The organism is Saliniradius amylolyticus (genome assembly GCF_003143555.1).
Lineage (GTDB): Bacteria > Pseudomonadota > Gammaproteobacteria > Enterobacterales > Alteromonadaceae > Saliniradius > Saliniradius amylolyticus.
Genome location: NZ_CP029347.1, coordinates 2,781,626 through 2,805,057 on the forward strand (window position 1 = coordinate 2,781,626; position 23,432 = coordinate 2,805,057).

The following is a 23,432-nucleotide window of genomic DNA, read 5'->3' on the forward strand; positions in this document are numbered from 1 at the left end:
GGCTCCTATTTGAGTTTGGTCGCTTTAACGCGCTTGCCTTTGACCTTACCTTCACGAAACTGGGCCAGAGCGCGTTTCACACTGCGTTGCTTCACCGCCACATATGCATGGTTGGCGGCGACTTTGATATCACCCAGATCTTCGGCGGGAATGTCCGCCTGCTGAGTCAGGGTGCCGACGATGTCGCCGGGCCGGATCTTGCTTTTCTTACCGGCGTTAAGCTGCAAGGTCACATAGGGCGCAGGCAGGATATTACGGCGATTGAAGCGCACCTGCGTAATACGCTTCTCGGGAAGCGTTTGATCCAAATGATCCTCAATCACCTCCAGCAGGCGCCGCTCGGATTCGTCAAATAAGCTGATGGCCATTCCCGTTGCTTCGGCCCGCCCGGTACGGCCAATACGGTGAATATGGGTATCGGCATTGGCGCTCATCTGCGCGTTCACGACAAGACCAACTCCACTGATATCAAGGCCTCTGGCTGCAACATCCGTAGCCACCAGCACCGTTGCACTGCCATTGGAAAACCGCACCAGTGCGGCCTGACGTTGATGCTGCTCCATATCTCCCTGAAGCTCTGCCACCGAGAAGCCTTGCTGAGCCAACTCGTCAGCCAGTTCGGCACAATCCTTCTTGGTATTGCAAAACACCATGGCCGAGTCTGGGGTGAAATGAGTTAACAGGTTGATCACCGCCTGCCAGCGAAACTCAGGCTCAATTTTGTAGCACCACTGCTGAATCTTGTGTTCCTGATGTACAGGTTCCAGGCGCACCCGCTTGGGCTGGTGCTGCAACCGGGCCGATATCTTCTCAATATCCTGCGGATAAGTGGCTGAGAACAGCAATGTCTGATGCTGGACAGGTAAGTGCTCACTGACGGCAATAATCTCATCCCGAAAGCCCATATCCAGCATCCGGTCGGCCTCATCCAGCACAAACTGGTGGCATAAGGACAGGTCCAGCTTGCGCTTACTGAGCAGATCCTGAACCCGCCCGGGAGTGCCCACAACGATGTGCGCCCCGCTTTGCAGCGATTTGATCTGAGGGCCGATGGCCTCACCACCGTACACCGCTAATACTCTTAAATTAGCCAGAGAGCGTCCCAGACGCCGCAGCTCTTCGGACACTTGCTCGGCAAGCTCACGGGTGGGACAGAGCACCAGAGCCTGCACCTCGCGCGGCTCTATATGAATAGCGTTAAGCAGGGCGAGGCCAAAGGCGGCGGTCTTACCGCTGCCCGTTTGTGCCTGAGCCAACATATCGTGCCCCTCCAGCATCGCCGGTAAGCTTTGCTGCTGAATAGGGGTCATTCGTTGATATTCCAGCCTCTCCAGACTGCTTTTGAGCTCAGGTTTTAATGGCAACTGAGAAAATAACTGCGACATAAGAGTATTTCCTAAAGAACACGCCCTAATGACGCGCTTGCAAATTCGGGCAAAGCCCATATTCTAACACGCCAGTCAGAACTCTCTTGTGGAAAACCTCTGTGACGTCTCAACATGCCGATATAGCCGGAGTCCCTGCTTCACGCACGCCTCTCATTCGCCTGGTGGAAAGCCGCTGGTTCAACCGCTTAATTATGGCTCTGATCATCATCAACGCGGTCACGCTGGGCCTTGAAACCGAGCTGGCTTATCACCCGACATGGGGCTCGATGCTCTACTGGCTGGATAAAGCCTTTCTCAGCGTATTTACCATCGAAGTTGCACTGAAATTAGTGGCTTACCGGCAGCGCTTTTTTTCCTCAGGCTGGAACTGGTTTGATTTCATTATCGTTGGAGCCTCTTGGCTGCCCGCCAGTGGCCCCTTGGCGGTGTTACGTGCATTCCGGATTTTCCGGGTTTTGCGTTTATTCTCCGTGGTACCGCAAATGCGCAAGGTTATCGGCGCACTGGGGCATTCCCTGCCCGGCATCGGTTCGATTTTAAGCGTGCTGGGGATACTGTTTTATGTCTCTGCGGTGTTGGTGACTAAACTTTTCGGCCAACACCCGGACCCAAACATGCAGGAGTGGTTCGGTACCATAGGAGCCTCAGCCTATACCCTGTTCCAGATTATGACACTGGAGAGCTGGTCCATGGGCATTGTCCGCCCCACCATGGAGTTGTTCCCATACTCTTGGCTGTTCTTTGTGCCCTTTATCATCGTGACCAGTTTTGCGGTATTAAACCTGTTTATCGGTATCATCGTGGATGCCATGCAGGTAATGCAGGATGAAGAAAAGGCCGAACACCCGGAAACCCAACCCGCCAGCAAAGAAGATATGGTCGCGCTGCAACAGCAGCTTATTGAACTGCGTCGCCTACTGGAGGCTGATAGCGGTCAAGCGGCGTCGAAGCCTGGGACCAGAGATTGATAATCCCCTCGGTCAGATCCATGTGCAGCTTCATGCCGTATTGGTTCTGATAGATCGTTTCCCAGCGCTGGGCCATCTTACGGTAATGAGTACTGTTTTTATAAACTCTGGCCGCCTGCTGCCAGCGCTGAGCCACTCTGGCGTCGACACCGTGTTTTGGCATGGCCATATAACTGGTGACGGTTTGGTGTTGGTAGACGGAGTGCATGGCACCGCAGGCTAACTGCCTGGCTCGGCAAAAGTGGGCAATCCCCGCCGGTGAGAAGAACAAGCGCTCGACTCGTCCTAATACCAGGGCCTCTACCGCCTGGGCCCAGTGGGTATAAGAAACGATGTTATCCAGCCCGGCCTCAATCAGTAGCTGCTCGCGAAAGTCGCTGCGCTCTACACCAATTAAAGCCTCAGCCTGAAGTTCTTCAAGCCGTGAGAACGTTTTCTCGGGCGGGGTCAATTGATAGACGCCGTGAACATTTCGGCTAAGCGGTGTAATCCAGAAAAAGTCGTCTTCACGCTCGTCGGTGCGTACCACGGAAAACGCCAGAATGTCTTTATCGTGTGCGGCCCGATAGTAAACCCGGGCCCAGGGGTTAATCTCGATATCAGACTGGTTACCTAACCGCTCTTGCAGCGCACGGGTAAGCTGCACCAGATAACCATCCAGCTCCCCTTGTGCGTTATAGTAGGTAAAGGGCGGCTCTTCGCCGGTCACTATACTCACGTCGGCTGCGGCGCTCACCGTGGTAAGCGCCAGCAACAATAACGCCAGCCGCCGGAGCTTCATGATTATTTCAGCTGCCAGTTCACCGTCTGACCGGCAAAGAAAGGCACAATGGGTTCACCATTGGGCAGGGTGATCTCATCAGGCACCTGCCAGGGCTCGCGCACCAGAGTTACGCTGCCCTCATTACGGGGCAGGCCGTAGAAATCGGCGCCGTGTTCGCTGGCAAAGCCCTCCAGCTTATCCAGGGCATTGAGCTCTTCGAACACCTGAGCATACAACTCCAACGCCGACCAGGCACTGTAGCAACCAGCGCAGCCACAGTCCGATTCTTTACGATGTTTGGCGTGAGGAGCCGAGTCGGTGCCTAAGAAGAACTTGCTATTCCCCGTGGCCACCATTTCGCGCAGTGCTTGCTGATGAGTATTGCGTTTTAACACCGGCAAGCAATAGTTGTGGGGACGAATCCCACCCACCAGCAGGTCATTACGGTTTAACAACAGATGCTGCGGGGTAATGGTGGCCGCCACGCGCTCCGGTGCGCTGGCCACAAACTCCACCGCATCTTTGGTGGTAATGTGTTCAAACACCACCTTCAGATTGGCAATACTATCGACGATACGCTTGAGGTGAGTGTCGATAAAGGCTTTTTCCCGATCGAAGATGTCGATGTCGGCACTGGTGACCTCACCATGAATCAACAGCAACATACCCTCGTCGGCCATAACCTCAAACACGGGGTACAGCTCATCGAGCGCAGACACCGCCGCATCCGAGTTGGTCGTGGCGCCAGCGGGATAAAGCTTTGCAGCCACAACGCCGTTTTGCTTGGCTTCTCGGATATCCTCAGCGGTGGTGTTGTTGGTCAGATACAACGTCATTAACGGTTCGAAGGTGCTGCCCTCAGGACGCGCCGTCAGGATCTGCTCCCGGTACTCATTGACCATCTGCGTACTGGTGACCGGTGGGATCAGGTTAGGCATCACAATGGCTCGCTGGAAGCAGCGTGCCGTGGCCGGCACGGTCTCAGGCAGCATGTCACCATCGCGAAAATGCAGGTGCCAGTCATCGGGAGTACGCAAGGTCAGTTGGTCCATGAAATCCTCAATCAAACAAAATCAGTCTGTTCTTATTTTATCAGGGATTGGTCTTAGCCGCAGTAGCGTCGTTAGAATGCTGAACCCAGATAAGTTGCTCGGTGGCATAGCCAAGTTGACGGGCCTTACTAACCAGAGACTGCTTGATGCCATCGTCTAACTGTGGCTCGCGGGCCAGTATCCATAAATATTCGCGATCCGGCCCGCTGACCAGCGCATAGCGATAATGGTCCTTATCCAGTTCGACGATCACATACGCCCCATAAAACGGCCCGAAGAAGGACACCTTCAAATGGCCGACATCCGGCGACTGAACAAAGTAGGCTTTGCCTTCGGCTTGTTCCCATTGCTCTGTTTGTACATTAAAGCCTCGGTTAAGTACCCTAACTCCCCCATCGTCTTTAAGACGATAATCGGCCGTGACCTGTTGCAGATCTTCTTCAAAAGAATGAGGGAGGCGGGCGACTTCGTACCATTTGCCCAGATAGCGACTCAGCTCAAAACCGGTGACCGGCTTGACGCCTTCAGGCACCGAGGTGCAACCAGTTACCAGCACAGCCAGTACCAACGCGATAATATTTTTCATAGCCCTCTCCTTTGTATTGCCGCCAACAAGATTCCGCCGTTAGGGGAAAACGGATCACAAAGCACTACCTGATTCAGTGTCCGGCCAGGCGACGACTCCAGTTTCCACCCTGTTCACGTTCACAAGCCTGTTCACTGTCCCACTGAATCTGTTTATCTGGCTGAGGCAGCCGGATATCTATGTCCTTTAAAACCCCGACGACCAAGGTATGCAGCTGCGACAACGCCTGTGAGTCTTCTAAGTGCTGATCGGTGCTGAATACACAGATCACAACCAGGCTATCGGGGAAATTCTGGTAATTCACTTTATGGGTCAGCCACTGAAATCCCTCGACACTATCGAGGGCGCTTTCACATGCCTGAGTCAACGCCTTACGTATGGCGTTATTGCGCTTCTTATCGGTTTTGCGCATAGCAATATGTGCTCTCGCTGTGATTCAAAAGGCCAAGGTCGCGTATTTACAGCTGTAACTCAAGTTATTCGCATGCAACATCAAGGAATCAGGGCTGTCGCCAACAGGCGACAGTCGCAAGGTAGGCGAGTCGTGTAATTAGACATTATGACCGTCATGCCTGCCAACGAGCAGGCATCCATGACCAGGGAAATATTGGCAGAGTGGGTACCTGCATTCAGACATATGTTCTGACATATCCCTCGATATTTGCATTGTCACCCCTCCATGAGACGATATTCCAGCTTGGACATCGCCGCTCCTGTATTTGTGACATACGCCCCGACATATCCCTCGAATTGCTCCTGGCGTTCAAAACATATGTTCTGACATATCCCTCGAATTGCTCCTGCATTCGAGGGATACCGTCCATCCCTGGACATAAAAAAGCCCCGCGAGGCGGGGCCAAAAACTCTCAGGGAGAGGGACAAAAAGTTATTGGCTTGTCTCTGCTTCGAAGTTAGCTTCGGCGGTTTCCTCTGCTGTAATGGTCACCGTTTGGCTGGTAAGGAACTCAAAGCCGTCTTCGGCATTTTCATCACTCTCAGGCTCGTCCAACTGAGCCTGACAGGTGAAAGCCACTGTGTAATCACCGGCAGGGACAAAACCCACTTCGTAGTTATAACTTTGACCTTCTTCATCGAAGCTGACTTCGGCCGTTGTAAAGGGACTCACTTCCTCAGCATCGGCGGGCTCATCGGCATCGTCGCCTAAAACAGACAGGGCCAGGTCAGCCCCTTCATACAGATACACCACATTGCCCAGCATAGGGTCGTCTTTGTTGGAGCAGGAGTCGTCCAGAATTAGGGCCTCAGCCACTGTGCCTTCCAGTGCGCCAACACTGTCATTACCAACCAAGCGAACACCGCGTGGCTTGAGTTTAATATGATCGAAGTTATTGCCTGGTTTCACCAATGACTTACGCAAGTCAAACTCCACAGTAAAAGCTGCAGTGACACCGGCCTGAGCCTCGAAACCATCCAGCTTTAACTCATTGCTGGGGACTTGCAGTGGAAAGGTTCCCTGATCCATAACAATATAGGAATCACTGGTGACCTGGAGTCGTAACTGACCATAAGTACCGGCGGGGATTTCTTCCTCTGAAACAATAGTTTCGAAACTTTGACCTTGTAGGGTCAGCAGATCGATCATCCTTGGATCGCCGTTGTCATCGGTCACATCAAACTCAATGGGGTCGCCATCGGCATCTTCGCCAGGCACCAACTCCACACCATCAAAATACACAACAACCTCGCTGGCATTATCAACAGGGGCGTCGGAGACTCCCAACGAAAAGGTGGCGGTATCAGGCTGCGGTTCAGTTCCTCCACTGGAGTCATCAACACTATCGGAGCCGCCACCACAGGCAACAAGCAGACCAGTCAAACCGACCAAAACTAATTTTTTCATAATTACCTCTATGTCGTAATGTGTTGTCAGCCTCCGTGCTAACAAAATCAGTGCCAATAAGTATAGCTTCCGCTGAAAGCCTGATGGTTATGGGCGTCCAAGCCCTATTATGATTCCGGATACTGGCTCACTTGCATCCAATCTGTCGCTGAATACCGACAGAGCGATAGAGCAAAGTTCCGTTTATTATCTTAACACACCCCCTTTATATGCATTGATAATCATTCTCATTATCAGTAGTATCCGCATTTTATTTACTCCCATTCGTTAAAGGAACAATATGAATCATTATCGACTCTCTGTGATCGGTGCCGCCGTCATCACTACCCTTTTACCCGCTACCGTGATGGCCGCCGAAGCCGACTGGGACAACGTAGAGCGCTTGACCGTTGAAGGCACACAACAGGATTCATACTTGTCGGAATCCAGCTCTGTGGCCAGCAAGATGGACTTGTCCATTCTGGAAACACCACAATCCATTACCGTCTTCAGTCGGGAACAGATGGATGACTTTGCCCTTAATGACTTAAACCAGGTACTCGAAAACACCAACGCCATCAATGTGGAGCAGGTGGAAACCGACCGCACCTATTTCACCGCCCGCGGCTTCAAGATCAATAACTTCCAGTTGGACGGTCTGGGCCTGCCGCTGATCAACGATAACGCCCATGGCTCTATCGACACTGCGCTGTATGAGCGGGTTGAGATCGTCCGCGGCGCCAATGGACTAATGACGGGCGTGGGTAATCCATCGGCCACCATCAATCTGGTGCGAAAGAAGCCCAACGATAAGCTGTACGCTAATGTGACCGGCACTCTGGGCTCATGGGATAAAAACCGCATTCAGGCCGATGTGTCTGCCCCTTTGGCTGACAACATTCGTGGTAGAGCTGTACTGATGAAAGAGGACAAAGCGTCCTATTTGAATCGCTATAAGACGGATAAGACTCTGGCCTATGCGGTCATGGATTTTGCTTTATCAGGCGACAGCCTGCTAACCGTCGGTCACAGCGAGAGCCGTAACGACGCCGATGGCAACCTTTGGGGCGCACTCACCTTGTATTATGGTAACGGCACCCCCACCAACTTCGACGCTTCTACGAATACCGCCGCCAAATGGTCTTACTGGAATGTGGATGAAAGTCGCAGCTTTGTCGATTTCAGTCAGCAGCTCGGCGAAGACTGGGTCTTGCGCGCCGCCTATAACCGGGTAAGAACAGATGAAGACTCAGAGCTGTTTTATACCTATTTGGCTGATCCGGCTGTGGGCCTTAATCCAGAAACCGGCCTGGGCCTGATAGGCTATGGCAGTGAATACGACCTGGATGATAAGCAGGATATGCTGGACATCTACATCAGTGGCCAGTTTGACGCTTTTGGCCGCCAGCACGACCTGGTCGTAGGTGCAAACTGGGCAAGGCTGGATTACGCCGATACATCCCTATACGACTTCACCACAGGCCATGGCTTTCCAGTCATGCCGGCCATGGAAAACTGGGATGGCGACACTCCTTACCCCACTTTTTCGGACGGTCTGACAGGCAGTGACATCGACAATAACCAAAGAGCCCTCTACGCCTCGGCACGTTTTAACCTGGCCGATCGTTTGTATCTCTTAACGGGTGCGCGCCTGAACCAATGGGAGACCTCCGGCACTTCATATGGTGAGGATGAATACCGCGACGACAGCGAAGTAATCCCTTACTTTGGCCTGACCTACGGTATCACCGAAGATATCACTACCTACGCAAGCTACACCGAAACCTTTGTGTCTCAAACCGAGCGTGATCGCAACTTGGAGTTGTTAGCGCCATTAACCGGCAAGAGCAAAGAGGTCGGTGTTAAAGCCAATGTATTTAATGGCCGTGCCTTAGTGAGCCTGGCTTACTTCGATGTCGAACAAGCGAATCTGGCCGTCAGCGATGGTGAAGTAGTCAACCCGGACACTGGTGTGCCTGAGCAAGTGTACAAAGGTTCAAAAGGCATTAATAGCCAGGGATTTGAGTTCGAGCTGGCCGGCGAGATTACCCAGGGCCTGCAAGCCTCCATCGGTTATACCCAGTTCGATATCGACGGTGACGAGGTGGTCGAGGCCTATACCCCGGAGAAAACCCTGGATATGGCGTTAAGCTATCGAGTGCCCCAGCTGGAGGCCTTGAAATTTGGCGTCAGCGCTCAGTGGCAGGATGATATCTACCGCGAGCAAGGGACGGTATCGGCGGCATACCCGAATGCGGACGAGGCTATTATCACCCGCCAGGATGCCTATAACCTGGTGAACCTGATGGCCAGTTACGATATTAATGAATCGCTGACCCTCAGCGCCAATGCCAACAATATCACCGACGAGAAATACCTGAACAGTCTTTATTGGGCTCAGGGGTACTATGGCGCGCCGCGTCACTACTCGGTATCACTGAGCTGGACGCTTTAACAACGTCTGCTCTAAATCAGGATGAATCGGGCGCGGCCTGACACCGCGCCCGATAAAAGACCGGAATTCACTATGCGCAAGCAACTCTTTAAACTGCACGGCTGGCTGGGGCTGATCTCCCTGCTGCCCTTTTTACTCATCTGCCTGACCGGCAGCCTGTTGGTGTTTAAGCAGGAACTCGACGGCCTGCTTATGCCCGAAGTGGCCGAAATCACTCCCGGCCAGAAACGACTGGACTACAACGTCTTAATTGAGCGTATTAACCTGCAACTGACCGATTATGAGCTCGGTAGCTGGGAGGTGTTCAACAATAGCACGGAGGCCGACCGACTCTATGTGATCAAGCAGGGCACCGATATCTGGCACAAGGCTCATTTAAATCCATACACCGGCGAGTTACTCAGTGAGCCTACTGCAGGCGGGCACTACCTAACCGACTGGCTGCTGGATCTGCATTACACCCTGCTACTCAACGACATCGACGGTCTGGACGAGCACCTGGGGCTGCTTATTACCAGTACCTTTGCCATTTTCCTGATCTTCTTAGGTATCTCGGGACTCATCATTTATCGCAAATTCTGGAAGCGACTGTTCACCCTGCGCTGGAACCAGCGTCTGTTAGTGGTGTTTAGTGATCTGCATAAAATGGTGGGCACCCTCGCCTCGCCCATTTTACTGATTCTTGGCATTACTGGCGGCTATTACACCATCAGCATGTACGTGCATGAGACACTGGAGCATGCCGACGGGGCCGAGCACCATAAAATCACCGAGCGGCTGTATAACGATCAGCTCGATTTTCAGCAGCTTTTTACCCAGGCCGACCAATACATTGAGGGTTTTGAGCTCACCTATATCGTGATGCCCTTCGAGCCTGACTTACCCATCACCCTCTATGGTCGTGTGCCCAGCGGCAATCCGCTGTTGAGTAACTATGCCAGTGTGATTAACTTTGACGGAACAACCGGTGACCATCAGCTCAGCTACGACATCCGCCAGCAAGGCATTGGCGCCAAAATCATCGACAGTTTCCGCCGTCTGCACTTTGGCACCTTTGCTGGCATAACCAGTAAGCTCATCTGGTGTGTAATGGGGCTGGCACCTTTGCTACTGGGCGGCACCGGCACCTACTTGTGGTTTAAACGACGCCAGAAGCGTCACGGGCGCCGGCGTCAGCGCCGCACTGGGTCTGCATTTCGGCAAAAGTCTGTTTCACAATAGGTAAAAAGCTATCTGCCGGTTGGCTGGATCCCGGCAGATAAGCGGCGCTGAGGGATTTGGCTATTCCGGCTGGCCCTAAGGGGCGGGACACCAGAAGTTGATGGCGATCCAGGTCGCGAATCAGCCAGTCTGGTACCGCTGCCACCCCCATCCCTGCAGATACCATCTGCAACATCACGCTGGAATTAGACACTGCCTTAACCTCTTTAGGACGGACACCGGCAGGTTGCAAGAACAACCTGAATACATCCAACTTATCGGTACTGACCGGATAAGTAAGCAAGCACTCACCCTCGATATCATTAGCTTCTATAAACGCCTTGCTGGCCAAAGGATGGTTCGGGCTTAACGCCAACACCAGGGAAAAGTCGCCAATATGGCTGTAGGTCAGTCCTGGCTGCTTGACTTCATCATCGGTGAATAGCAGCTCCAGTCGTTGCTGCTGTAATTCAGTCACGCCATCGAACAGGTTATCCACGTTCAGATCCACACTGACACCAGGAAAGCGGGTCTTGTACTGTTCCATCGCCGGTACCAGCCACTGGAAGCAGGCATGGCACTCAATGCCGATGCGTAGGTGGTTGACGTGGTCATCATGATTTAACAGACGTTGCTCCACTTCGCGAATACGCGGAATCACTTCATGGGCCAGAGCCAGTAATTGCTGTCCCTGAGGCGTAAAGCGTACCGGCGAAGTCTTGCGCTCAAACAGGCGGGTACCCAGCCGTCCTTCCAACTCACGCATCTGGTGCGACAACGCCGATTGGCTCAAAAATAGTCGCTCGGCGGCAGCATTCAAGGTGCCGCACTGTTCCAGTGCCAACAGGGTTTTGAGGTGCTTAACTTCCAGCATGGTGAAAATTTCTCAAGTTGTGGTTGAAGACAATGCGCTTGAGGCAATGAGGTTGGTGACTGACTATACCCGTCCACACATCTGGACGGCTATAGGAGGCACTAATGCGTATCCATAATCTGGGGTTTCCCCGCATCGGTCAAGACCGTGAACTGAAATTTGCCCTGGAAGACTACTGGCGCGGCGAACTGTCGGCCGAGCAACTGCTCACCACAGCACAAAATATTCGCAGACAGAACTGGCAAACTCAGTTTCAGGCAGGCATCGACTTTATTCCTGTGGGCGATTTTGCCCTTTACGATCATGTACTTAACACCAGCTTGATGCTGGGTATTATTCCTGACCGTGCCCGCCAGCCTGATCTTACTCCCCTGGATACCGAGTTTCTGCTCGCCCGGGGTCGCAGCCAGCAGGGATGTGGCTGCAACGCCAGCGACATGACCAAATGGTTCAATACCAACTATCACTATATCGTGCCCGAACTACCATCAGAGCTAACCCTGGACGTGCAGCCGGAGCGACTTATCACAGAGATCCGTGAAGCCCGTCAACAAGGCTTCACACCTAAACCTGTACTCGTCGGCCCACTGACTTACCTATGGCTCAGTCAATATGACGACGACCCTTTAACCCTGCTGCCAACCTTACTGGCTGGCTATCAGAAGCTGCTCGACGCTCTGGCATCCGAGAAAGTGGACTGGCTGCAGATTGATGAACCCATTCTGGTCACCGAACTGGATAAACCTTGGCAACACGCCTTTATTAGCGCCTATAACCAACTGAAATTCGGCCCCATCAAACCCATGCTCGCCACCTACTTCGGCGATATCACTCACCAAACTCACTGGCTGGGAGAGCTTCCCATCAAAGGCATTCATCTAGACTGCAGCCATGACTTGGATTCAGTAGTTCCCGTTATCAACGCTCTGCCAGAATATTGGTCTGTCTCACTTGGCGTAATCAGCGGCCGCGACGTCTGGCGCACTGATCTCAATGAGTTGCATGACCAGCTGCAACCACTTTACGAACAGCTCAACGGGCGACTATGGCTCGCGCCCAGCTGTTCCCTGCTTCACTGTCCGGTGGATCTGAACAAAGAGCAGCGTCTGGATCGGGAGTTATACAGTTGGCTGGCCTTCGCCAAGCAGAAATGCCAGGAGCTGGCTTTGCTCAGAGATGCGCTGACCAGCGGTGACACCCGCGCGATTGAACATTATTCCGAACCTGTGGTGAACAAGTCCAGCTCCCCTCGTATCACTCACCCCAAGGTGCGAGATCGTCAGGCCAGACTCAGTCAGCGCGAGCGGACCGAGCCCTACGCACAAAGAAAGCAGCAACAGAACCAACGTCTGGGCCTGCCGCCCTTGCCTACCACCACCATCGGCTCCTTCCCGCAAACTCAGGATATTCGTCAAACCCGGGCCCGATGGCGTAAAGGGGATATCGGCGATGAGCAGTATCAGCAACAGATGCAAGCCTATATTGGCGATTGTATCAAACAGCAAGAAGCCCTGGGCCTGGATGTATTGGTGCACGGTGAACCGGAACGCAACGATATGGTGGAATACTTTGCCGACTATCTCGAGGGCGTGGCCACCACTGACTTTGGTTGGGTGCAAAGCTATGGCAGTCGCTGTGTTAAGCCGCCATTGATATACGGAGATATACAACGGACCAAACCAATGACAGTACAGTGGCTACAGTACGCTCAGTCACTGACTGACAAGCCGGTTAAAGGGATGCTCACCGGGCCGGTGACTATCTTACAGTGGTCCTTTGTGCGCGATGACCTGCCGCGCTCTCAGGTGGCCGAGCAAATTGCTCTGGCGGTTAGCGATGAAGTGGAAGATCTGATCCAAAGCGGCATCCGCATTATTCAGATCGACGAACCGGCCTTGCGTGAAGGCCTCCCCTTAAAACGCCGTGACTGGGAGGATTATCTGGTGTGGGCGGTCTCGGCCTTTAAACTGGCTTCAGCCAGAGCTCCGGCTCAGGTGCAGATCCACAGCCATATGTGCTACGCCCAGTTTGAAGACATTCTGCCCGCTATTGAAGCGCTGGATGCCGACGTACTGACACTGGAAACGTCCCGCTCGCAAATGGCGCTGCTGGATGTGTTTAAACAACAGGCCTACTCCAATGATCTTGGCCCTGGTGTGTACGACATCCACTCACCCAATGTTCCTGATGACAACTGGCTGGACACCTTGCTAACCCGCGCATTAGAGGTGCTTCCACCGGAGCGACTATGGGTCAACCCGGACTGTGGTTTAAAGACCCGCAACTGGCCAGAGACCAAGGCGGCACTGGGCGCCATGGTGCAGGCAGCAAAAAGACAGCGACACAAATTAGTGCAAAACGCCAAATAGTTATTGATAATCATTTTCATTTAATGATATTTTAACTCTGCACTACATATCCGGGTTTACTGGTCTTTTCCCGGAGTCCTCGCCGGGCAGATTCTCCATGGTCTGCCCGGCTTTTTTATGTATGATGTCAAAAAGTCTAAATACAGGGCTTCTCATGCTGCGTTTTATTATTGTCACGTTAACCCTGTGTCTGGCCCTGACCGCGCAGGCAGAAACTCCCAAGGTCAGCGCCGGCAAGTTGGTTCGACTGGCTGACTTTCCCTCCGAACATGTGCCAGCCCGTCATGTAGACATCTGGTTACCGCCGGACTATTCACAAGAACAAAGCTACGCTGTGCTCTATATGCACGACGGTCAAATGCTGTTCGACGGCAGCACGACATGGAATAACCAGGAATGGCAGGTGGACGAGGTGGCGTCACGCCTGATTACGACAGGCAAGGTTCAGCCCTTTATTGTAGTCGGGGTCCATAATGGTGGTGCTAACCGGCATAGCGAGTACTTTCCACAGAGGCCCTTCCAAGCTCTATCAAAGACTCAGCGTCAGCACCAATACACCCTGAGGCGCTCAGAATCTCAGAAACTGTTTAACCAAGAGGTGTATTCAGACCGCTATCTACGTTTTTTGGTTGAAGAGCTTAAGCCTTATATCGACGCCCATTACTCCGTGCGTACAGGTCCGGCACATACTTTTATTATGGGTTCCAGCATGGGCGGACTGATCTCCTGGTACGCGCTGGCCGAATACCCGCGCGTGTTCGGAGGAGCGGCCTGTCTTTCGACTCACTGGCCCGGTTCCTTTGAGGCCGACAACAATCCTATTCCAGAGCGGTTCCTGGCCTATATGCATGACCGTTTGCCCGAACCTGAAGAACACCGGCTCTATTTTGATTTTGGCACCGAAACTTTAGATGCCATGTACCCTCCGCTGCAAGCCAGGGTGGATAACTTAATGAGTGACCTTGGGTATACGGAAAGGCTGTGGCAAACGAGAAAATTTGAGGGTGCCGCCCACACCGAGAATGATTGGGCTAAGCGTTTGCATCACCCTCTACTGTTTTTACTGGGCAACTAATTGTTTACCTGGCGAGCATTAAGAACGCGCTATAAAGCACCGGAGAGCCGCATCGATGCTCTCACCAATGTGTTCACGGCTTGTCTCTGTTTAGCACGTCCTTAATGTTATAATCGACAACGTCGACCAAGCGTTTTTTCTGCTCAGTGCCGAATGACAACCTAGGTTTTGTGGTTGCCTATTGCCAATCACTCATGCCATAGCGACCCATAATCTCATCCAGCTTGCCAGACGCTCTGAGCTCAGCGGTGCCGTCTTCCACCAGTTTAATGTAAGTATCACTCTTACCAGTGGCCGGACTACAGGCAATATACATCTCTGAAGGTTGTCCCAACGTTCCCGCCTGTTTGATCCCTGAGACTCCCATTTCCTTGAGTTTAGCGCGCATCACATTGGGTGACTCCACCACCACATCAATGCGACCTGTTTCGAGTTTCTTGATATTTTTATCCAAAGCTTCGTTGCCGCCAAGGCCCCGAAAGACACTAGGGTTACTGGCAATTAACTGGTCAAACTCCTCGCCATAAGCATAACCATTAATAACGCCAACCTTCATATCCATTAGAGAGTCATACCCACTGAAGCTCCAGTTGCTACTGTCCTGCACAAAAAATCCGGTGCTGTCCAACCCCCAGGGCGTGTCTGGGAAAACAAAGTCCGGCGCATCTTCTTTATACGCCCCAACGACACAGTCATGGCGGCCTTTACGCACTGAGTCTAGTGCTCTCTCCCATGGCATTAACTGATAGTCCACCGTGTGCCCGGCAGGCTCAAATACTGCCTTAGCCAGTTCGATCATATAACCGGGCTTATCAGCACCGGGCTCGCCATTAACAGGAAACCATTCGTCGGCGCGTATGGTAATGGTGTCCGACATTGCCAGACTACTCAGTCCCAGGCCGACACACGCAGATACAATCGTTAGTTTTGTCATAATTGGTCTCGGTTAATATTCACACTAGCATCCTGCGCCTTTAGTTCTGACCTAATTCCGTGGTTTCATCTTAACTCTAGACCCAAGTACATAATTTGCCAAAACAACCGGACACACAGAAAACCGGTAGTCGCGAGGGTTTATTTGGTCATTCTAAGGGGTTGTCTATACTAAAAAAGCATGACCAGAATGGGGCACACAAATGAAATCAATCAAATACACCTTATTTTCCTCTCTACTTATCGCATTTCCGGCCTTGGCCGACTGGTCCGGTACCGCAACTATCGCGAGTGACTATCTCTTTAACGGTGTCTCTCAGACCGGTGAGGACCCTGCACTACAGGGCAGCATCGACTGGGCCGGTGATACCGGCTGGTATGCCGGAACCTGGGCTTCCAATGTCGACTTCGGCGACGATACGAATCTCGAGTGGGACTTCTATGCAGGCTATTGGCAGGAGTTAGGCGACAATATGAGCCTGGACATAGGGCTCGCTCAATACACCTACCATGGTGGCGATAACAGCAGTGATGGAAACTATGCAGAAGCTTACGCCACATGGGGTATCGGCAATACAGCAATAACGCTTTGGTACGCCTGGGATTACTTTGGCACTGACGCCGCTCACTATATCACTAAGATAAATCACACCTTTCCGATCAACGACAACTTCTCCATTCTGGTCGGCGTAGACCGCTCAGTCAGCATGGACGAGGAAAAGTTCGTATGGGAAACCAATGATGATGACTACATTCATTGGCAGACAACCGCGAGTTACAGTTGGTCAGGCTTTGACTTTACGCTGGGTGTCGAGGGCACCGACCTGGATACCTATGGTGACACTCGTCTTCTGGCCACAGCAAGCAGAACGTTTAACTTTTAAGGAGTTCAAGTGTTATGAGATTCGGTTCCTTCCTATTTGCCTTATTGTTGACATCCACAGTCCTGGCAGAAACGGTGAAGTTAACTTCTCTCGAATGGCCCCCTTACTCGGGCGCAGATCTTCCAGAGCAGGGGGCTTCCATTGCTGTTGCCAAGGCCGCTTTTAACGCCATGGGTCATGAGCTTCAGGTAGACTTTTTCCCCTGGACTCGTGCGGTCAAACTCGCCGAGAAACAAGGCAGTGGCTACATGGGGTATTTTCCTGAATACTACTATGAAAGTGATACTTTCAGTTTCTCTGATCCAATTGGTAAAGGCCCATTAGGTTTGGTTGAGGCGAAAGGTAACCCGATAACATGGTCGAAAATAAACGATCTTACTAAGTATACAGTCGGTGTTGTACAAGACTACGTGAATACAGAAGAGTTGGACAAGCGTATTGCGGCCGGAGACATTGATGCACAAGCTGTGACCTCCGACGACAAGAACCTGCGCAAGCTTGTCGCTGGTCGTATCGACACTGCGGTCATTGACGCTAACGTATTCAATTACTTGGTAAATAATGATCAACAATTATCATCGCTCGCCGATAAGTTACAAATGAACGCCAGACTGTTAACAGAGAAGAAGCTGTTTGTGGCGTTCAAAAATACGGACGAGGGAAACCGCTGGCGTGAAATATTTAACCAAGGGCTGCAGAAGATTGATGTTGAGAGCATCATGAACGAGCACATGCAGTGACAAAAGCATTTACTTGAAGGGTTGCGTTAATCTATGAAGTTCACACACTCTATTTCGTTTCGCCTGATCATCGCCGTGTTGGCGGTGGTAGTGTTGGTGGTCTGTGCCTCTGGCATCTATGACTACACGAGTCAAAGCCAGCGGCTAGAGCAGCGCTTAGACAGCCAGCTCAAACTCCTAGAATCCAGACTACAACTGAACTTGCCCGGCGCCATGTGGAATTTTGAAGAACAACAAATCCAACGGATTCTGGATGCCGAGCAAAAGTCTGACAGCGTAGCCAGGCTAGAGCTATACAATGATTCAGGAGAGCTCACCGCTAAGTCGCCCGGCTCTCAAACCGACGACCAGAGACAAATCAGGCTTCATTACCAGGACGGTGAGGAGAAAATCCCCCTCGGTAAGGTTGTCTTATTTGTGGACTACACCACCATTGATGAAACCCTTTCAAGTCTCGCTTTATCGACCATCGTCAAAGGTATTATTCTGGCCATTTTGCTCTTACTGGCCCTGTATTTTCTTGTTGAACGTATTGTGCTCTCGCCGCTCTCGGAGGTGGCCAATGCCCTTGAGAATATCTCTCGAGGGGAAGGGGATCTCACCCAGCGCCTGAGTGTCACCAAAGATGACGAAATCGGTAAGGTAGCGTTGTCGTTCAATGAGTTTGTGGAAAAGATTCAGTCTTTGGTGTTAGCAATCCAGGACTCCGTCAGTGAGGCGGTATCCAATGCTCAGTCGGTTCAATCTGGTACTGTCACGGGACGCAGCCATATTGAAAAACAACAGTCGGAAACCGATCAGGTAGCCGCGGCCATTACTGAGATGTCCTCAGCCTCCAAGGAAATCGCTCAGAATGTGCAAAACACCGCCGACTCGGCCGATCAGGTCAGCAAAGATGCCCAGCGAGTTTCCGAGATCATTGAGAATTCAGTGAGTTCCATTAATGGCCTGTCAGAGCAACTCAATCAGGCCACCGAAGTAGTGGCATCGCTGGAAAACGATGTGGAAGGCATTGTGAGCGTGCTTGAGGTAATCGGCAGCATTGCCGAGCAAACCAACTTACTGGCTCTGAATGCGGCCATCGAAGCCGCCCGTGCCGGAGAGCAGGGTCGCGGTTTTGCGGTCGTCGCCGACGAAGTGCGTGCCTTAGCGAGCCGCACTCAGGAAAGCACCGCCCAGATTCAGTCCACCATCGATAAATTACAGTCCAGCGCCAAATCTGCGGTAAACGTAATGGAACAAAGCCAGAAACAGAGTCAGGAGTCGGTCGAGCATGCTTCCAGCTCCAGTGAGTCTATTTCAGGAATTCTTGATTCCACTCATGAAATTACCGGCATGGCCTCGCAAATCGCCACCGCCGTCGAACAGCAAAGCACGGTGGCTGAAGAACTCAGTCACAATGTTAACCGCATCGTCAGCGCCGGACAGGACAGCATGAACCAGCTTGAATCAATGACAGATTCTGCCGAGAGCATGCGCAAAACGGCAGAAAAACTGGCCCAGTTAGCGAATCAGTTTAAGGCTTAAGATCAACGGCAAGGTTGTGAAGATTGAGTGAGGCTGAATCAAGCAACCTTGTTGCCGCCACAGGGCATTGGGAATTTGGGGGCTTGCCCATGGCAGCGGCTTTCCCCTCGAACCCCGCGTTTTGACTACCTCTCAACGCGGCTCCCTGAAACAGGCTCTAGTGATTCGCTCTCACACCTCACTGACTTAAGGCCACTGGTGCAAGGTAGTGCTGAGTTACTTGCTCAAACACCCCCTGCTGACGCAGCTGCTTTAAACGCTCATTGAGTGAGTGAACCCAGTCTGCGGGGGCCGTAGGGCTCAACGCGAGGTAATTCTGCCCATTTTTAATCGGGAGCGTATACAGAGGGTTCAATAACTCCGGATTGACTCCGGCTCTTTTCGCGTTCAACGCCAGGGTCACGGCCGAGGCCGGAATCAAATCCACCCGCCCTTTCTTAAGCATCTGATAGGTATCGGTAACACTCACCAGAGGTACCAGTTGCACTCCATCAGCCAGCCCCTGCTGGCGCAAGTACTGATGGGTCGCTCCCTCCCTCAACACACCAATGGTCAGAGTGGATAAGTGCTCAATATTATCCACTCTGATGGCTCGGCTTTTTAAACCTATCAACGTTGTTGGACTGGAAACTAAGGGTCCAACCCACTGGTAAAGATGCTCTCGCTCCGAGGTGCGTTCCACGGTTAACAGCCCAGTCTGTTCGGTACTTTGCACCAGCTTGGCGGCTCGCGCCCAATTAAGCATTTTAATCCGGAAAGGAATTGCTTCCGCTTCCAACGCCCGCTTTACCAGCTCCAGATTAATGCCACGCCAATGCCCCTGTTCCATATAATGATAAGGTCGCATCTCATGGGCATAGATAGTCAGCGTTTCACTGGCTTGAATACGACCAAAGCCCAACCAGCCCACCAACAGCAGAACGCTCAAGAGCAGAACAGATAACTTCTTGGCAATTTTCACAGGTGCTCCCACCCGCTAATGATTAGTTAAGCGTATAACCGGATTTCTGGAGAGACAACTCTTTTGCCAGAGATTCTGATTGCTCTGCGTTCCGGTTCAATGACCAGCCTTGCAGGTTCTGTCTGATAAGGGCTTCCAGAGCCTGAATATGCTCAGGGTCATCGTTGAGCGCTGGAATATAAGCATAGGAGCGGCCACCGCCTTGCAGAAAGTAATCGCGATTCTCTTCACCGATTTCCTCAATGGTTTCCAGGCAATCGGCCGAGAACCCCGGGCAAACGACCTGTACCGACTCAACGCCATCAGCCGCCAGTTTTTTCAGGGTTTCATCGGTGTAAGGTTTCAACCATTCTTCTCGCCCAAAACGGGACTGAAAGGTGGTCAAATACTCATCCTCCGAGAGCCCGAGTTTTTTAGCAACCAGACGGGTCGTCTTGTAACACTGGCAGTGATACGGATCGCCCTGCATCAAATAACGTTTGGGGATACCGTGATAGGAGAAGATAAGCTTCTGTGCATTCCCATATTGTTCACGGAACTGGCGAACCTTATTGACCAGAGCATCAATGTAGCCTGGATCGTCATGATACTGAGTAACAAATCGAAGCTCCGGCATCCAGCGGCGACGCTGCAATACCTCAGATAATTTGTCGAACGTTGAAGCGGTCGTCGAGGCGCAGTATTGAGGATAGAGCGGCATCACCAAAAGCTTACGCACTCCCTGGGCCAGCATGGTATCCACTCTCGACTCAATAGAGGGATTGCCATAACGCATAGCAAAATCCACCACCAGCTGCTCTCCATGCTCGGCTCTCAGAGACTCGGCCAACGCCTTGGCCTGATTCCGGGTGTGTACCAGAAGCGGCGATCCCTGTTCGGACCAGACACTGGCGTAGGCCTCCGCTGAGCGCTTGGGCCGAATATTCAGAATGACAAGATTAAGTACCAGCCACCATAAGAGACGCGGTACTTCAACCACTCTTGGATCCGATAAGAACTCCTTTAAATAGCGTTTCAGTGCCGGTTTGGTGGGTGCGTCCGGGGTACCCAGGTTGGTGATAAGCACTCCGATTTTATCGGCCTGACGGTGCGAGAACGAGCTTGGATTCTGGTATTTCATAATCAGTAAAATCTTATTGAGAGTTTTGATATCGGTGCGCTTCCAGGCACGCCATCATCAAATGGTACATTGAGGTGGCAGGAGCAGCCTGGTTGACTGACTGATTGCTGGCATCCAGCCGTTCTGTCGCAAAACCCAGCGTGTCATTATTCAGGAAATGATCAAATAACCCCGCGATAGCCTCACCAGCTTGTTTCTCCGCATCCGGATCACCTCGCTCGGCCATGGCAATATGGGCTTTGATAAGCTCCGTTTGCGTCCACAGGCGCTTGCTGGCTTTACGCACTTTGCCGGCGGCGTCGATTTCATCGTATAGCAGTCCGGTCTCAGGCTCACTGCCTTTGAGTTGCAAACTCTTATAAAGCGCCTGGCAATAGGTGCTCATATCCTTGCCGCTGGCGACCTGATATTCGTTAAGCAGCCAAATCCACTCTGCCAGATGGCCGGGTTCCACCGTCTGGCCATCGAGATTGGTCAGTCGTTCCAAATCCACACCAAAATGTTCGTACAATACGCCGTGGCGGGCATCGTAGAAAAAACGCGCGAACAGATCGAACACTTCATGGGCATAATCGAGCCATTGGCGATCGCCGGTAACTTTAAACCAAGCCAGAAACGCCTCAAACAAATGCATATGCGGATTCTGACGACGATATTCGACAGGCTCGCTGCCTTCCAGCCAGCCGCCACCTGCCCCTTTAAAGTGATGATTCAAGAGCTGCATTAATTGACAGGCGCGCTCCTGTGCCTTTGGGTCGCCCAACTCGTAATGATAAGCCCAGGCTAGCAGAAAAAAGGCACAGTCATAGGTATCCAGTTTGCCATCCACCACCTGATGAAAACGATCTAGCTTAAAGGTGTAAGCGCCTGAGTAGGTGGGATGACTCGCGAACCGATCCAAATAGTCCTGAATGGCAAAGCTCAGCGCCTTACCCTCATCCAGCCATCCTTGCTGATAAGCACTGGCAAACACAAACATCTGTCGTGCCTGTACCCGGGTGCGCCGCTCGGCATAAAGATCAGCGACACCATGAGCCAACATGGCTTCATAGCTACAGCCAGACTCTGATTCAATTCCCTGGCCCGCCCATAGTGGCAGGGCATGATGCTGCATCCAGTCACAAAACTGCTGGGAAAGCTCCTCTAACGCACTAACCATGAATTCTCCTCTGGGTTATCGGCTTTCGATAATACCGGCTGAATATCGGCCTGCAAGCGCAATCAGGCCAATGACAACTTATGCACAGTGACAGCGACAATTATTTTGGTCACCATGATGCTTTCCGTCACTGCCCACTGATGACTAATGACCACTCAGGCACAACAAAAAGGCTTTTGGGGACTGAGCAAACCTCTACTCATGGAGCAGGCGCTACAGTTTAGCGTACCTATGCTGGACACTCTGTTTCTCAGCCTGGTTGCCGATGCCGCTGCGTCGGCTGCGGGTGCATTAGCGCCAGTGTTGTTCCTCAGTGGCAATATTCTTTGGGTCACCGTCTTCGCCGGAGCCAGCATCGCCAATCAACGCCTCGGTGCCGGTAAGGTTAATAGAGCGGTGGTCAGTATTTGGATCGCAGCCGGTTGGGTTTTATTGCTGGCCAGCCTTTTTGCGCTGATACTCTATTTCACCAGCCCCGGGCTTATCCGGTTGATGGGATTGGGCGGAGAGGTAGCAATAAATGCCCAGAATTATATGAAAATTGCCTGCCTGCTAAGCGTGGTTTGGGCCGCTAAAGCATTGTGTCAGTCGGTTCTCAATATGTTTGGCTTGCCACAGTGGAACCTGGTTGCCAATGGCATTTATTTTACTGCTAACCTGCTCGCCAACAGTGCTGTGGTTTTCCAATGGTTCGGCTTACCTGAGCCCAGTATCGGCGGCATTGCCTGGGCCTCGGTGATCGCATCCAGCAGTGGCGTTATCCTGAGTATCTTCGTCATTCGCCAGAAACTGAACCTTCGCTGCCAATGGCGTCGGCTCACTCTGCACTTTGAGGATGTCAGTCGCCACTTGTTCAAGGTTGCTGCCCCCAGCAGCATCGAACCCATTTCATTCGACATCAACATGGTGGTTCTCAATACCCTGGCGGCAAAGCTGGGTACGGTGGCGTTAGCGGCCAAGGTGTATACCTTCAACATCTATATGACGGGTGTCATTATCTCTGCTGCCCTGACCACCGCCACACAAATACTGGTGACTCAGTTTATCGGCGCCGGAAAGCTTGATCAGGCTGACCGTCAGCTCAAATACTCGCTCAGGGTGGCGCTATTGGGTACGGGTGCCGTAGCCTTGATTTTGCTGGCTCTTCATCATCCGGTTATGGATCTGTTCACCGATGACCAGCAGCTGCTCGGAGGGGCACTCTGGTGGTTTGCACTCTCCACACTGACCGAGCCGGGCCGCACGACCAATATTATGTGTGGTCAGAACCTGCGCGCCGTTGGCGACGGTTGGTATATCGCTTACAGAGGGCTCGCTTTTACCTGGCTGGTCGCGCTGCCTCTCGGGTATGTCATGGCGTTTGTCTTAAACTGGGGACTACTGGGCCTGCTGGCCTGCGCCTTGCTGGATGAGTCTGGCCGGGCTGTGATTTTCTATCGGCGTTGGCAACAGGGTTACTGGCGGCGTAGCCATATACAGGCAAAAAAGTAAAAAATGTTTTACTTTTTGTGCGGTCTAAACTAATTTCAGGCATTCCA

20 protein-coding genes are annotated in these 23,432 nt (G+C 52.2%); 9 read left to right on the plus strand and 11 right to left on the minus strand.

What is annotated here, in order from left to right:
- Positions 1-5 precede the first annotated feature (5 nt).
- Positions 6-1,385: an ATP-dependent RNA helicase DbpA gene (gene dbpA, locus HMF8227_RS13040; RefSeq protein ID WP_109340594.1), complete on the minus strand. Its 1,380-nt coding sequence runs from the start codon at positions 1,383-1,385 to the stop codon at positions 6-8.
- 101 nt (positions 1,386-1,486) lie between these two features.
- On the opposite strand from dbpA, the gene HMF8227_RS13045 reads away from it, so the two are divergent.
- Entirely contained in the window at positions 1,487-2,356 is an 870-nt protein-coding gene (locus tag HMF8227_RS13045) for an ion transporter (protein WP_239421311.1), read from the plus strand.
- Here HMF8227_RS13045 and HMF8227_RS13050 read toward each other — a convergent pair.
- The 5 genes from HMF8227_RS13050 to HMF8227_RS13070 all read right to left on the minus strand — a co-directional run bounded on the left by HMF8227_RS13050 (position 2,286) and on the right by HMF8227_RS13070 (position 6,618).
- Positions 2,286-3,137: a substrate-binding periplasmic protein gene (locus HMF8227_RS13050; protein ID WP_109340595.1), complete on the minus strand. Its 852-nt coding sequence runs from the start codon at positions 3,135-3,137 to the stop codon at positions 2,286-2,288. The genes HMF8227_RS13045 and HMF8227_RS13050 overlap by 71 nt on opposite strands.
- A gap of 2 nt (positions 3,138-3,139) precedes the next feature.
- The gene (gene pyrC / locus HMF8227_RS13055; RefSeq protein WP_109340596.1) at positions 3,140-4,171 is read right to left on the minus strand and encodes a dihydroorotase; all 1,032 of its coding nucleotides are present in this window, start codon (positions 4,169-4,171) and stop codon (positions 3,140-3,142) included.
- Positions 4,172-4,211: 40 nt separating this feature from the next.
- A complete protein-coding gene (locus HMF8227_RS13060; RefSeq protein ID WP_109340597.1) occupies positions 4,212-4,757 on the minus strand; it encodes a lipocalin family protein in 546 nt (181 codons plus the stop codon).
- Between the two features lie 73 nt (positions 4,758-4,830).
- On the minus strand, positions 4,831-5,169 hold the full coding sequence (locus tag HMF8227_RS13065; RefSeq protein WP_109340598.1) for a Fis family transcriptional regulator: 339 nt from the start codon (positions 5,167-5,169) through the stop codon (positions 4,831-4,833).
- Positions 5,170-5,643: 474 nt separating this feature from the next.
- Complete coding sequence (locus tag HMF8227_RS13070; RefSeq protein WP_109340599.1) at positions 5,644-6,618, minus strand: DUF4382 domain-containing protein; 975 nt, start codon at positions 6,616-6,618, stop codon at positions 5,644-5,646.
- 280 nt (positions 6,619-6,898) lie between these two features.
- On the opposite strand from HMF8227_RS13070, the gene HMF8227_RS13075 reads away from it, so the two are divergent.
- Both HMF8227_RS13075 and HMF8227_RS13080 read left to right on the plus strand, forming a co-directional pair.
- Positions 6,899-9,052, plus strand: coding sequence for a TonB-dependent siderophore receptor (locus tag HMF8227_RS13075; protein ID WP_109340600.1), 2,154 nt, complete (start codon positions 6,899-6,901; stop codon positions 9,050-9,052).
- A 72-nt stretch (positions 9,053-9,124) separates the two neighbouring features.
- Positions 9,125-10,273, plus strand: a complete 1,149-nt coding sequence (locus tag HMF8227_RS13080; protein ID WP_109340601.1) for a PepSY-associated TM helix domain-containing protein — start codon at positions 9,125-9,127, stop codon at positions 10,271-10,273.
- Here HMF8227_RS13080 and HMF8227_RS13085 read toward each other — a convergent pair.
- On the minus strand, positions 10,191-11,126 hold the full coding sequence (locus HMF8227_RS13085) for a LysR substrate-binding domain-containing protein (RefSeq protein WP_109340602.1): 936 nt from the start codon (positions 11,124-11,126) through the stop codon (positions 10,191-10,193). The genes HMF8227_RS13080 and HMF8227_RS13085 overlap by 83 nt on opposite strands.
- A gap of 104 nt (positions 11,127-11,230) precedes the next feature.
- Here HMF8227_RS13085 and metE point away from each other — a divergent pair, with 104 nt between their 5' ends.
- Both metE and HMF8227_RS13095 read left to right on the plus strand, forming a co-directional pair.
- Complete coding sequence (gene metE / locus HMF8227_RS13090; protein WP_109340603.1) at positions 11,231-13,495, plus strand: 5-methyltetrahydropteroyltriglutamate--homocysteine S-methyltransferase; 2,265 nt, start codon at positions 11,231-11,233, stop codon at positions 13,493-13,495.
- Between the two features lie 154 nt (positions 13,496-13,649).
- The gene (locus tag HMF8227_RS13095) at positions 13,650-14,570 is read left to right on the plus strand and encodes an alpha/beta hydrolase (RefSeq protein WP_109340604.1); all 921 of its coding nucleotides are present in this window, start codon (positions 13,650-13,652) and stop codon (positions 14,568-14,570) included.
- A 178-nt stretch (positions 14,571-14,748) separates the two neighbouring features.
- On the opposite strand, the gene HMF8227_RS13100 is transcribed toward HMF8227_RS13095, so the two are convergent.
- Positions 14,749-15,504 carry a substrate-binding periplasmic protein gene (locus HMF8227_RS13100; protein WP_109340605.1) on the minus strand — a complete coding sequence of 252 codons (756 nt, stop codon included), beginning with the start codon at positions 15,502-15,504 and terminating at the stop codon, positions 14,749-14,751.
- Between the two features lie 202 nt (positions 15,505-15,706).
- On the opposite strand from HMF8227_RS13100, the gene HMF8227_RS13105 reads away from it, so the two are divergent.
- Genes HMF8227_RS13105 through HMF8227_RS13115 form a run of 3 tightly spaced genes read left to right on the plus strand, consistent with a single transcriptional unit; the run spans position 15,707 to position 18,654 of the window.
- Positions 15,707-16,387 (plus strand): TorF family putative porin, encoded by a 681-nt coding sequence (locus HMF8227_RS13105; RefSeq protein ID WP_109340606.1) that lies wholly within the window; start codon positions 15,707-15,709, stop codon positions 16,385-16,387.
- A gap of 14 nt (positions 16,388-16,401) precedes the next feature.
- On the plus strand, positions 16,402-17,127 hold the full coding sequence (locus tag HMF8227_RS13110) for a substrate-binding periplasmic protein (RefSeq protein WP_109340607.1): 726 nt from the start codon (positions 16,402-16,404) through the stop codon (positions 17,125-17,127).
- A gap of 33 nt (positions 17,128-17,160) precedes the next feature.
- Entirely contained in the window at positions 17,161-18,654 is a 1,494-nt protein-coding gene (locus HMF8227_RS13115; RefSeq protein WP_109340608.1) for a methyl-accepting chemotaxis protein, read from the plus strand.
- Positions 18,655-18,832: 178 nt separating this feature from the next.
- Here the strand turns inward: HMF8227_RS13115 and HMF8227_RS13120 are convergent, their stop codons facing one another.
- The 3 genes from HMF8227_RS13120 to HMF8227_RS13130 are packed head-to-tail and all read right to left on the minus strand — an operon-like array spanning position 18,833 to position 21,894.
- Positions 18,833-19,615: a substrate-binding periplasmic protein gene (locus HMF8227_RS13120; protein WP_109340609.1), complete on the minus strand. Its 783-nt coding sequence runs from the start codon at positions 19,613-19,615 to the stop codon at positions 18,833-18,835.
- Between the two features lie 22 nt (positions 19,616-19,637).
- Positions 19,638-20,735, minus strand: coding sequence for a ferrochelatase (hemH, locus tag HMF8227_RS13125; protein WP_109340610.1), 1,098 nt, complete (start codon positions 20,733-20,735; stop codon positions 19,638-19,640).
- 13 nt (positions 20,736-20,748) lie between these two features.
- Positions 20,749-21,894, minus strand: a complete 1,146-nt coding sequence (locus HMF8227_RS13130; protein WP_109340611.1) for an AGE family epimerase/isomerase — start codon at positions 21,892-21,894, stop codon at positions 20,749-20,751.
- 147 nt (positions 21,895-22,041) lie between these two features.
- Between HMF8227_RS13130 and HMF8227_RS13135 the strand changes: the two genes are divergently transcribed.
- A complete protein-coding gene (locus HMF8227_RS13135) occupies positions 22,042-23,385 on the plus strand; it encodes an MATE family efflux transporter (protein WP_109340612.1) in 1,344 nt (447 codons plus the stop codon).
- Positions 23,386-23,432: the final 47 nt, after the last annotated feature.

Coding starts and splice junctions, on each gene's coding strand:
- dbpA (WP_109340594.1), bottom strand. CDS start 1,385: ATGTCGCAGTTATTTTCTCAGTTGCCATTAAAACCTGAGCTCAAAAGC.
- HMF8227_RS13050 (WP_109340595.1), bottom strand. CDS start 3,137: ATGAAGCTCCGGCGGCTGGCGTTATTGTTGCTGGCGCTTACCACGGTG.
- pyrC (WP_109340596.1), bottom strand. CDS start 4,171: ATGGACCAACTGACCTTGCGTACTCCCGATGACTGGCACCTGCATTTT.
- HMF8227_RS13060 (WP_109340597.1), bottom strand. CDS start 4,757: ATGAAAAATATTATCGCGTTGGTACTGGCTGTGCTGGTAACTGGTTGC.
- HMF8227_RS13065 (WP_109340598.1), bottom strand. CDS start 5,169: ATGCGCAAAACCGATAAGAAGCGCAATAACGCCATACGTAAGGCGTTG.
- HMF8227_RS13070 (WP_109340599.1), bottom strand. CDS start 6,618: ATGAAAAAATTAGTTTTGGTCGGTTTGACTGGTCTGCTTGTTGCCTGT.
- HMF8227_RS13075 (WP_109340600.1), top strand. CDS start 6,899: ATGAATCATTATCGACTCTCTGTGATCGGTGCCGCCGTCATCACTACC.
- HMF8227_RS13080 (WP_109340601.1), top strand. CDS start 9,125: ATGCGCAAGCAACTCTTTAAACTGCACGGCTGGCTGGGGCTGATCTCC.
- HMF8227_RS13085 (WP_109340602.1), bottom strand. CDS start 11,126: ATGCTGGAAGTTAAGCACCTCAAAACCCTGTTGGCACTGGAACAGTGC.
- metE (WP_109340603.1), top strand. CDS start 11,231: ATGCGTATCCATAATCTGGGGTTTCCCCGCATCGGTCAAGACCGTGAA.
- HMF8227_RS13095 (WP_109340604.1), top strand. CDS start 13,650: ATGCTGCGTTTTATTATTGTCACGTTAACCCTGTGTCTGGCCCTGACC.
- HMF8227_RS13100 (WP_109340605.1), bottom strand. CDS start 15,504: ATGACAAAACTAACGATTGTATCTGCGTGTGTCGGCCTGGGACTGAGT.
- HMF8227_RS13105 (WP_109340606.1), top strand. CDS start 15,707: ATGAAATCAATCAAATACACCTTATTTTCCTCTCTACTTATCGCATTT.
- HMF8227_RS13110 (WP_109340607.1), top strand. CDS start 16,402: ATGAGATTCGGTTCCTTCCTATTTGCCTTATTGTTGACATCCACAGTC.
- HMF8227_RS13115 (WP_109340608.1), top strand. CDS start 17,161: ATGAAGTTCACACACTCTATTTCGTTTCGCCTGATCATCGCCGTGTTG.
- hemH (WP_109340610.1), bottom strand. CDS start 20,735: ATGAAATACCAGAATCCAAGCTCGTTCTCGCACCGTCAGGCCGATAAA.
- HMF8227_RS13130 (WP_109340611.1), bottom strand. CDS start 21,894: ATGGTTAGTGCGTTAGAGGAGCTTTCCCAGCAGTTTTGTGACTGGATG.
- HMF8227_RS13135 (WP_109340612.1), top strand. CDS start 22,042: ATGACCACTCAGGCACAACAAAAAGGCTTTTGGGGACTGAGCAAACCT.